This window comes from Nocardia vinacea NBRC 16497 (assembly GCF_000308835.1).
In the GTDB taxonomy this organism is placed as follows: Bacteria; Actinomycetota; Actinomycetes; order Mycobacteriales; family Mycobacteriaceae; genus Nocardia; species Nocardia vinacea.
The window spans coordinates 1-11997 of record NZ_BAGN01000206.1; the positions used below are offsets into that span (position 1 = coordinate 1).

The following is an 11997-nucleotide window of genomic DNA, read 5'->3' on the forward strand; positions in this document are numbered from 1 at the left end:
GTCGCATAGACGATTTCACCCTCGATCCCGGCCGGTCGAGCACCGTCGAACGTTTCGGTCAGCAACACCATGAGGTCGGTCTCGGCTTGGGCGACACCGGGATCGAGTAGTTCGACATCGACGTCAGGCAGCTGGAACCGGGCAGCGGTGGTGTTCTGCAACCCGAACAGCACCTGATACAACGGCGTATACGCCGTCGACCGGGGTCGGTCGAGGAGGTCGACCAGCCGTTCGTAGGGCAAATCCGCGTGCGTGAGCGCCTCGAGGTCGACGCCGCGCACCTCGGCCACAAGCTGCCGGAACGACCTGTCGTCGCGGACCCGCGTACGCAAAACCACGGTGTTGACGAACATGCCGACCAGATCGTCCAGCGCCGGGGTGCCCCGGCCCGCGACCGGCGTGCCGACCGACACGTCCTCGGTGTGCGCGGTACGTGCCAAAACGATTGCCAGTGCCGCATGCAGCACGACGAATACGGTGACTCCCTCTCGGCGTGCCAGCCGCACGACATCGTCGTGCAGCCGCTGCGGTATGCCGAAGCGAATGCTGCTACCGGCCATCGACATCGCGGCGGGCCGGGGCCGATCGGTCGGCAGGTCGAGCAGCTCAGGGGCATCACCGAGAACATCGGTCCAGTAGGTGACCTGTCGCGCGATCAGCGACGCCGGATCGTCCTCGGTGCCGAGCATCTCGCGCTGCCACATCGCGTAGTCGGCGTACTGGACCTGCAGCGGTTTCCATTGCGGCGCTCGGCCGTTCACCCGCGCGCTGTAGGCGGCGAACACGTCGCCGGCCAGCGGCGCCATCGACGAGCCGTCGGCAGCAATGTGATGGACGACGAGCACGAGAACATGCTCGTCGGTGCCGGTCCGATACAGCCGCGCCCGCACGGGCACCGATTCCGTGATGTCGAATCCCGTTCCGACAGCCTTCTGGATCCGGTCGGCCAGCTCCGCCGCGTCGACGACCAACTCTGTCTCCGGCTCCAGGTCCTCGGCTACGGCCGCGACATCCCGCACCACTTGGCATGGTTCGCCGTCGATGGCGGGATACACCGTCCGCAACGGCTCGTGCCTGGCCACCACGTCGAGAAATGCCGCCTGCAACGCATCGACATCCAGCGGGCCGGTCAGCCGGGCCGCGAAACAGATGTTGTATGCCGCCGAGGCGGTGTCGAACTGGTTGAGGAACCACATCCGCCGTTGCGCCGCCGCCAATGGAACCACTGCCGGGCGTGGCCGCGGGGCGAGTGGAATCACCGTAGAACGGGTTCGCTTCCCGATCCGTTCAGCCAATCCGGCAATCGTCGGCTCGTCGAAAATATCGTGGATGCCGACCTCGATGCCGAGAGCCGCCTCGGCCCGCGCCGCGATCTGGACGGCCGAGAGCGAGTTGACACCGATCTCGAAGACGTTCGCGGTCACGCTCACCCGCTCTGCGCTGGTGAGCTGGGCGACCAGACGCGCCAGCACCGCCTCGCGATCGGTTCGAGGCGAGACGAAGGTCTGTCCGGTGTCGAATACCGGCTTCGGCAGTGCATTTCGGTCGAGCTTGCCGTTGACCGTCAGCGGCAGTTCGGGCAACACCATGATCGCCGCCGGCACCATGTAGCTCGTCAGTATCCCCGCAGCGGCACCCCGGACCTCGTCCGCATCGATGGGCTGTCCGTCGGCGCTCACCACGTATCCGATCAGCTGATCCACGGCGCTGTCGGGGCGGTGGACGGTGGCCGCGGCCCGTGTGACGCGCGGATGACGGAGCAGCGCCGACTCCACCTCACCCAGCTCGATCCGGAAGCCGCGTAGCTGTACCTGGGCATCGGCACGGCCCGCGTACAGCAACTCCAGCCCCTTCGCGGACTTCCGCCACCGGCCCACGTCTCCGGACCGATACAACCGGGTGCCCTTCGGGTCGAACGGGTTCGCCACGAAACGGCCCGCTGTCAGCGCCGGGGCCCCGAGATAACCACGCGAAAGTTGCCCACCAGCCACATAGATCTCTCCGGCGGCTCCGATCGGCACCGGCCGCAGCCGGGCGTCGAGGACATACATCCGCAACCCTGGTAGCGGCGATCCGATCCCGGCCACATCCACCGCATCTATCTCGGCGAAGGTCACATGCACTGTCGTCTCGGTGATTCCATACATGTTCACCAACCGCGGCGCCCCCGGCGCGTGCGCCGCGAACCAGCCGCTCAACCGCGACCGGTCCAGCGCTTCGCCACCGAAGACGACATAACGCAATGCGAGATCACCAGCAGGGCAACCGGATTCCCGATACCTGCGCTCCGCGTCGACGAAGCCGTAGAACGCCGAGGGGGTCTGGCTCAACACTGTCACGCGCTCGCGCGCCACGACCTCTACGAACGCCTCCGGCGACCTGGACGTGTCGTAGTCGACGACAACCACCTTGCCGCCGGACAGCAACGCGCCCCAGAATTCCCACACCGCGAAATCGAAAGCGTACGAATGGAACATCGTCCACACATCGTCGGGTCCGATATCGAACCGCTCGGCCGCATTGGTGAACAACGTCACCACTTCCCGATGGCTGACCGTCACCCCTTTAGGCCGGCCCGTCGACCCCGAGGTGTAGATCACGTACGCGATGTTGTCCGGTCGCACACCCGACACCATCGCCGGAGCGGGAACGCCTGCGAGGCGGTCACCGCAATCCTCGACGAGCACGACCCCCGCCGCACACTCTGGCATCACCGATACCATCTCGGCCGACGTCAACACCGCCGCCGGACCCGCGTCATCGACCATGAACCGCAATCGCTCCGGCGGATACTCCACATCCAGCGGCAGGTATCCGGCACCCGCTCGCACGACGCCGAGCAGGCCCACGATCAGCTCGATCGAGCGCGGCAACGCGACGGCCACCAGCGATTCCGGCCCTACGCCGTATTCGATGAGCCGAGCCGCCACCGCGTCGGCGCGCCGATCCAACTCCGCGTAGGTCAGCTGCGCCCGGCCGTCGGTCACCGCAACAGCATCCGGCTGGGCGGCGGCCTGGGCGGCGAACAGCTCCGCGAGCGTCGTCTCTGCGACTGGCACGCCATCGTTGCCGGACGCGTCGAGCAATTCGCGCCGATGCGCCGGACCCACCAGGTCGACATCGCCGACGGCGACCGCCGGGTTCGCGGTCACATCCTCCAGGATCCGCACATATGCCTGTGCGAACCGAGCCATCGTCTCCTCGACGAACAGGTCGGTGGCATATGTCAGCCGCAACGTCATGCCCGTCGGCTCGTTCTGCCTGCCATGGCCTTCGGCCATCACGAGCAGCAGGTCGTAGATCGCGGCATTGTCGCCCGGATCCACACTCTCGACGGTGAGACCCGGAAGTTCGACGCGAGCACGCTCCATGTTCTGGTAGGCGAGCATCACCTGGAACAACGGCGTGTGTGCCGTCGACCGTGCCGGATTCAGCTCCTCCACCAGCTGCTCGAACGGCGCGGTGACATGGTCGAATGCCTCGATGTCGTTGTGCCGCACCGCATCCAGCAGGTCGGTGAAGATCTGATCGAGCGTGACGCGGGTGCGCAGTACCAAGGTGTTGACGAACATCCCGACGAGGTGGTCGAGCACCCGGTGGCCACGACCCGCGTGTGGCACGCCGATCGTGATGTCGTCGCTGCCGGACAGCCGTGACAGCAGCACCGCGAGCGCCGTGTGCACCACCATGAACGTCGTCGCCCGGGCTCGCTGGGCCAGGGATTCCAACCGGCTCTGCAGGTCCGCCGGAATCTCGATGTGGATCACCGCGCCGCAGTGGGTCTGCTCCACCGGGCGCGGTCGATCGGTAGGCAGCTCGAGCAGTTCGGGTATGCCCGCGAGTCGGGTTCGCCAGTAAGCGATATCGCGGGACACGGGCGAATCCGGGTCGTCGGGCGAGCCGAGCACCTCGCGCTGCCACAGGGCGTAATCGGCGAATTGGACGGTGAGCGGCGCCCAGTCCGGCAGATTTCCGCTGGACCGCGCCCGATAGGCCGTCACGATATCGGCGGCCAGCGGCGCCACTGAATACCCGTCGCAACTGATGTGGTGGACGGCCACCGCGACCACCCAGGCTGTGCCCGACAGCTGGTACAGCACGACCCGCACCGGCACGCCCTTCGACACATCGAATCCGGTGCTCGAAAACGCGGCAAGCCGACCTGCCAGCTCGCGCTCATCGATCCGCTGCGGGCTGAAGTCCCAGCCCGCGACGACATCGGCCGCGTCCAGCACCACCTGCGTGGGCGTGCCGTCGACCGCCGGATACACGGTGCGCAAGCTCTCGTGCCGCTCGACGACATCCCCGACTGCCGCCGCGAGCGCGTCGATATCGAGCACTCCGTCGAGGCGAAACGCAAGCGGCACAATGTATCCCGGCGAATCCGGATCGAACTGGTTGAGGAACCACATCCGGGCCTGCGCCGTCGACAACGGAAGACGGTCCGGTCTCGGTTTCGGCGTCGGGGCGGGCAGACCGGGCACCCCCCGCAGCTGTGCGATGCGCTCGGCCAACTCGGCGACGGTGGGCGCCTCGAACATCATTCGCACCGGTACGGTCGCGTCGACCGTATCGCCGATCCGGCTCAGCGCGCGCGTGGCGAGGAGCGAATTCCCACCCAGGTCGAAGAAGTCGTCGTCCGCGCCGACCGTCGGCACGCTGAGCAGCTCGGCGAAAACCTCGGCGACGGCCTGCTCCACGAGCCCTCGCGGCGCCCGGTATTCCGCGTGGTCGCTCGGATCCGGAGCGGGCAGTGCCCGGTAGTCGACCTTGCCGTTCGCCGTGAGCGGGACGGCGTCGATCCGGACGATCGCGGACGGCACCATATAGGCTGGCAGCCGATCCAGCAGAAGGCGTCGAATCTGCTTGGTGTCCAATGTCTCTGGAGTGACCACGTAGGCGACCAAGCGTTGCTCGTCACCGTCGGAATGCACCCGTGCAACGGCCGCGGTCACCTGTTCGTGCGCGAGCAGCGCTGCCTCGATATCGCCCAATTCGATCCGCAGCCCGCGAATCTTCACCTGATCGTCGGCGCGTCCGATATAGCGCAGGGCGCCGCCTTTGTCCCAGTGAACAAGGTCACCGGTGCGGTACAGGCGAGATCCGTGCGCGCCGTCGAGCGGGTCGGCGACAAACGTCGCCGCCGTCAGATCGGGACGTTGGTGGTATCCGCGGGCCAGCTGAATGCCGCCCAGATACAGCTCACCGGTCACCCCCACCGGAACGGGGTGCAGTCGCGAATCCAGCACGTGCACTATGACATTCGGCTCGGGAACCCCGATCGGCACCGCGGAGCCGTCGATCCCGTCGATGCGATAAGCGGTCACGCTGACCGCGGCCTCCGTCGGCCCGTACAGGTTGTCGATACGGGCGTCACTGAGATCCCGGAAACGGCGGACGGTTTCGGCCGGCAGCGCCTCGCCGATGCACAGCACGCGCCGCAGGTCCGGGAACCGGTGCCCGTCGGCCGTCTCGTGGAACACCGAGAGCAACGACGGCACGAAATCCGCTGTCGTCACGTGATATTCGGCTGTCAACCGGGCCACCGCATCCGGGTCGCCGCTCCCGTTCGGGCCCGCGACAACCAACTTCGCACCACATATCAAGGGGCAGAACAACTCCCAGACCGACAGGTCGAAGGTGACCGGAGTCCGCAACAGCATGACGTCGTCGCCGAGCTGGTAGTGCTCGCGCATCCAGCGGAGTTGATTGACCACGGCGGCATGCGGCACCGCCACACCCTTCGGCACCCCGGTCGAGCCGGAGGTATAGATGACATACGCCAGGTTCTCGGGATGCAGCGGCTCGAGCCGGTCGGCGTCCGTCACCGGCGACCCATCCCGGTACTCGGCGTCGAGTTCCGCGAGCGCCCATACCGGGATGTCGTCGGGCAGATTCGCCTCGTCGAGCGGACGGGTGAGCACCGCCCGCGGCCGAGCGGCGGCGAGCACGGCCCGCACGCGATCGAGCGGGTGATCCGGGTCGAGGGGCAGGTAGGCCCCGCCGGCCGCGTGGATCGCATACAGCGTGGTCAGCAAGTCGATGGAGCGCCGCATCGCCACGGCCACAATGGTTTCGGGGCCAACTCCGCGTCCGATCAACGAACGCGCCAGCGCATTCACCCGCGCCGCGAACTCTCGGTAGCTGAGTCGTACGCCGTCTTCGGAGTCGAGCACGGCCGTGCTGTCCGGCGTCGTCGCCGCCTGCGCGGCGAACAGGTCCGCGATCGTCGCAGACGACGGCGGCGTCGTCCCCCCGGTTTCGCGCACGGCCAGCTCGCGCGCCTCATGCGCGGTCAGCAGCTCGATATCGCCGACCGCGCGGGCGGGATCGGCGACTATCGCACGCAGCAGCAGCACGAATCGGTCGACCATCGAAATGATCGTTGCCTCGTCGAAAAGATCTGTGGCGTAACTGAATTCGACTGCCATCCCACCCGGTTCACCGTCGCGCTCCGCGGTGTCGACGAGATTCAGATGCAGATCGTATTTGGCCACACCCGGATCGGCGGTCCGGGCCGACACCGTCAGTCCCTCGAACTGCACCGTGGGAATCTCGATGTTGTGGAACGAGAAACCCACCTGCGTCAACGGCGCGTGTGCGGCCGTGCGTGGTGGATTCAGCACTTCGACCAAGCGCTCGAACGGGACGTCGGCGTGGTCGAAGGCGGCCAGATCGGTAGCCCGGACCTGTTCCAGGATGTCCAGGAAGGACGCGCCGGGTTCGATGCGCGTCCGCAGCACCAGGGTGTTGACGAACATTCCGATCAGGCGCTCGAGTCCCGGTTCGCCGCGACCGGCGAGGGGCGTGCCGACAGCGATGTCACCGGTTCCCGAAAGCCGGGCCAGTAGTGCGGCATACACCGCGTGCAGCACCATGAAGACCGTCACGTCGCGGCGGCGGGCCAGGGCGGCCAGGTCACGACCGAGGTCGGCGGGCAGTGTCGCCGACACGGTCGCACCACGGAACGATTGCCGCGCCGGGCGCGGGCGATCGGTGGGCAGATCGAGCACTTCGGGCAGATCGGCCAGCGAAGCCCGCCAATACTCGATCTGGGTTGCGGCCGGGCAGTCCGGGTCGTCCTCGGTTCCGAGCCATTTCCGTTGCCACAGAGCGTAATCCGCGTACTGCACCGGCAACGGCGACCACTGCGGCGCCGTGTGCCGCGTGCGGGCGTTGTAGGCGGTCATCAGGTCCGCGGCCAGCGGCGCGAGCGAGGATCCGTCGAAGCTGATGTGATGGACGATGAGGACCAGGGTGTGTTGATCGGATGCACTGCGCAGCAAAGTGATTCGGAACGGAACCTCGCGGGTGACGTCGAATCCGGCCGCGGCCGCCGCGGCGATGTGCGCCTCGACGTCTGCCGCCACCACCTCAACAGGCTCCAGCGGAGGTAGTGCCGCCTGCGCCGACACGATCAGCTGGTGCGGTCCGCTGTCGCTGTCCGGGTAAACGGTCCGCAGTGCTTCGTGCCGGTCGAGCACATCAGCGATCGTCGCGTGCATGGCGGCCACGTCGAGGGGTCCCGACATGTCCACGACGAGGGCGATGTTGTACAGCGCCGAGCCCGTGTCGAACTGATCGAGAAACCACATGCGGGCCTGGGCGGGCGACAGCGGGATCCGCGCCGGACGTTGCTGCGGAATCAGCGGTCCCCGCGCGGGTGCGTCGATGGCCCGCAGATTCTGCGCGAACGCCGCGATGGTCGGCGCGTCGAACACGGTGTGCAGCGGAATTTCGACACCGAACACTGCGCTCAGCCGCGCGGCTACCCGCGTCGCCGACAGCGAGTTGCCGCCGAGATCGAAGAAGTTGTCGAGGACGCCGACGCGTTCGATGCCCAGCACCGCGCCGCACACATCGGCGACGATCTGCTCGGCCGCGTCGCGGGGCGCGACGAACTCGGTGGTCTCGGCGGCGAACACCGGTGCGGGCAACGCGGCACGGTCGATCTTGCCGACCGATGTCAGCGGTAGTGCGTCGAGCACCGTCACCGCGTCCGGAACCATGTGCAACGGCAGGCGTTGCGCGGCGTAGGCCGTGAGCTCCGCGACGTCGACGGCATCCGTCGCCGACGTGACATAGGCGGCAAGCCTCGGTCCGCTCTCCATCGCAACGCTGACCGTCACCGCGGCCGCCACCGCAGGGTGCCCGGCGAGGACGGCTTCGATTTCACCGAGTTCGATGCGCTGGCCGCGGATCTTCACCTGGAAGTCGGTGCGCCCGACGTATTCGAGGGTGCGCTCGGGTGTCCAGCAGGCCAGGTCGCCGGTGCGGTACATACGTGCCCCCACCGCACCGAACGGATCGGCTACGAATGCCGACGCGGTGTCCGCGGATCGGTCGAGATATCCGCGGGCGAGATGGATACCGGAGATGTACAGCTGTCCCGTCACCCCGACCGGTACCGGCTGCAGATTCGCGTCCAATACCAGAGCCTCGACACCGCGGATCGGGCCACCGATCGTGACGCGGACACCGGAGCACAGCGGATCACTGATCGCGACCATGATCGTGGTCTCGGTCGGCCCGTACCCGTTGAACAACCGACGACCAGGACTCCACACCGCGACCGTTTCCGCCGACACCGCCTCCCCACCGGCGACCAACACCTGCAATGAATCCACATCGGTAGGCGACATCGTCGCCAGCACGCTCGGCGTTATGAATGCATGCGAAACCCGTTGCTTGCGAATCAATTCCGTCAAGCGATCGCCGGCGAAGACATCCGGCGGCGACACCACCAAGGCCGCTCCGTTCGGGTGCGCCATCAACAACTCCAGGACGACCGCGTCAAAGCCCGGAGCCGCCACCTGCAACACCCGCGCGGAACTGTCTATCCGATAGCGTTCACGTTGTTCGGCGGCGAAATTCGCCAAGCCCTCGTGCGTCACAGTGACGCCCTTCGGCTCGCCCGTCGACCCCGAGGTGTACACCACGTACGCCGTGTTCGAGGTACGGCAGGCGCGGATCCGATCCGCTTCCGTCACGGCGGCCGGAAATCGCGCCGCGATGCAGACTTCGGTGCCCGGATCGTCGAGAATCAACCGCTCGACCGTGGGTGGGAGCAGGCCCTGGGTCGCTTCCACCGTCAACGCCACCCGAACATCCGCGACCATGAGCGCGACTCGCTCGGCCGGATTCCGCGGATCCACCGGGACAAATGCCGCCCCCGCCTTCGCCGCCGCCCACATCCCCACCACGAGTTCCACCGACCGCGCCATCACCAGCGCGACCTGATCATCCGGGCCTATCTCCCACTCGATCAGCAACCGAGCGAGCTGATTCGACCAGGCATCCAACTCCCCGTACGACACCGTGCGTTCTCCCGACACGATCGCCACGGCATCCGGCTCCGTGACCGTCAGCAACTCCGCCAGCACGCGTGGCGCCGCGGCACGGCCGCCCGACGCGGGCACCAACGCGGCTCGCTCGGTCGTCGACAGCACATCGACAGCACCCACTCGCTGCTGCGGATTCGACACGACCGACTCGAGGATCCGATTCAGTCGCGCGGCGAATTCCTCGATCGTCCCCCGATCGAACAGATCGGTCGCGTAGTTGATTCGCAGTGCGAGATCGCCTGCCGCCCTGGTGTTCTCGGCGACGGTGACAATGATGTCGGCCTTCGCTGGTTGCGGTCCCGGATCCAGGATCTCGGCGGCGAGCTCGGACAGCTTCAGGCTCGGGCGGTCCATGTTGTCGAAGGCGAGGTACACCTGGCACAGCGGATCGCGCGCCGCCGACGGCATCGGATCGACCGCTTCGACGACGCGTTCGTACGGCAGGTCGCTGTGGGCGAAAGCGTCGATATCGATGTCTTTGACTCGCGTCAGAAACTCCGTGAACGATTCGTCGCCGCGCAGCTGGGTGCGCAGTGGCACCGTGTTGACGAACATGCCGATCAGCGGTTCCAGCGCGCGCTCGCCGCGGCCCGCGACCGGCGTCGCGATGGTGATGTCCGCCGAATCCGACAGCCGGGCGAGCAGCACGGCCAACGCGGCGTGAACGACCATGAAGGTCGTGACGTTCACCGTGTGCGCCAGCTGCTCGATCCCGGCGCGGGTATCGGCGGGGAGCACGGTGTCGACGACGTCTGTGAGCATGGACTGGCGAGCCGGCCGCCGACGATCGGCGGGGAGCTCCAGCAGCCGGGCCATCCCCGCTAATTGTGCTGTCCAGTAACGCAATTGGCGTGCCGCGAGCGAGTCCGGATCGTTGTCGTCGCCGAGCACACCCCGATGCCAGATGCTGTAGTCGGCGTACTGCACGGCCAGTGGTCGCCAATCCGGGGCGTGTCCCTGCGACCTCGCTCGGTAGGCCGCCGCGAAATCGGCGGCGAGCGGTGCCAGCGACGATCCGTCGCAGCAGATGTGGTGCAGGACGACGACCAAGACGTGTCTGCGCTGGTCGGTGGATGCGAGCAGTGCCACCCGGATCGGCGGACGTCGGCGGACGTCGGTCCCGGTCGCAGCCAGCTCGCGGATCCGGTTCTCGAAATCGTCGGGACCGGTGAGCCGCGGGGTCGAATCGAGATCGGCGGCGACTTGCTCGGCCGACAGGATCACCTGCGTCCCTTGACCGTTCACGGCGGGATAGACGGTTCGCAAGGTTTCGTGCCGTTCGATCACGTCGGTCAGCGCCGAGCGCAGTGCCGAGGTGTCGAGTTGTCCGGTCAGCTGGAGCACCAGCGGAATGTTGTACGCCGCCGACTCCGGGTCGACCTGATTGATCAGCCAGATCCGGTTCTGTGCGGGCGCCAGCGGAATCGGCTCGACGCGTGACTGTGCCCGCAGGGCGGGGCGGCTGGAGTGTCGACCGGCTTCGATATGGGCGGCGAGTTGGGCGGCGGTCGGCATGCCGAACACATCGCGCACCGATACCTCGCACCGGGTCAGCTCGGCGATCCGCACGGAAGCGTTGGTGGCGGTGAGCGAATTGCCGCCCAGGTCGAAGAAGCTGTCCAGCACACCGACCCGCGGAGTGTCCAGGACCTCGGCGAAGACGTCGGCGATGGTCTCCTCGACGACGGTGCTCGGCGCTACGTACGCCGCTGCCGGACCGACGGCCAGCTCGGGCAGCGCCCGATAGTCGACTTTGCCGTTGACGGTCAGCGGCAACGCCTGCAATACGACGATGTGAGCCGGGACCATGTATTCCGGCAGCATCGACCAGACGTGCACACGCAGCACCTCGGGCTCGCAGACCGCGTCGTCGGCGGGCACGACGTAGGCGATCAGCCGAGCCGCTTCCGTGCCCGGCAAGTGCACGATGACGACCGCCGTCGAGACCGTGCCGTGGCTCAACAGCGCACTGCGGATCTCGTCCAGCTCGATCCGGAACCCGCGAAGCTGCACCTGCTGATCGGCGCGTCCGCGATATTCCAACTCGCCCTTAGTGTTTCGGCGAGCGACGTCGCCGCTGCGATAGAGGCGCTCGCCTGGCTCGCCGAACGGGTCGGCGACGAAGCGTCCCGCGGTCAACCCGGGGCGGCCGAGGTAGCCGCGGGCGAGTTGCGTTCCCGCGACATAGATCTGGCCCCAGGCGCCCAGCGGCGCCGGGCGCAATCGTTCGTCCAGGATGTACACGCGCAAACCGGGTAGCGGTGGGCCGATCGTGCTCGGTGCGCCCGGCACAGCGCTGTCGGGTGTCAACCGGAGATAGGTGACGAAGACGGTGGTTTCGGTGATGCCGTAGCTGTTGGCCAGCACGGGCAGGTTCGGATTGTGCTCGTACCAGTCCGACAAACCCGCCGGATCGAGAGCTTCGCCCGAGAGAACGACCAGTCTCGAGGAAAGCTCACCGTCGGGCTCCCCGGCGTCCACGTATCGCTGTCGCGCGGTCGCGAATTGATGGAATGCCGAGGGTGTCTGGCTGAAGACGCTCACCTTCTCGCGCGCCACCAGGCGCACGACGTCGTCGGGTGAACGCGTGGTAGGGCTGTCCACCACGACCACCCGGCCGCCGGTAACCAGCGCACCGAAGATCTCCCACACC

General features: G+C 67.2%; 1 protein-coding gene. It reads right to left on the reverse strand.

Features of this window, described 5'->3' with window-relative positions:
- A partial coding sequence (locus tag ON44_RS29040; RefSeq protein ID WP_040695688.1) for a non-ribosomal peptide synthetase occupies positions 1-11997 on the reverse strand: 11997 nt, incomplete at both ends.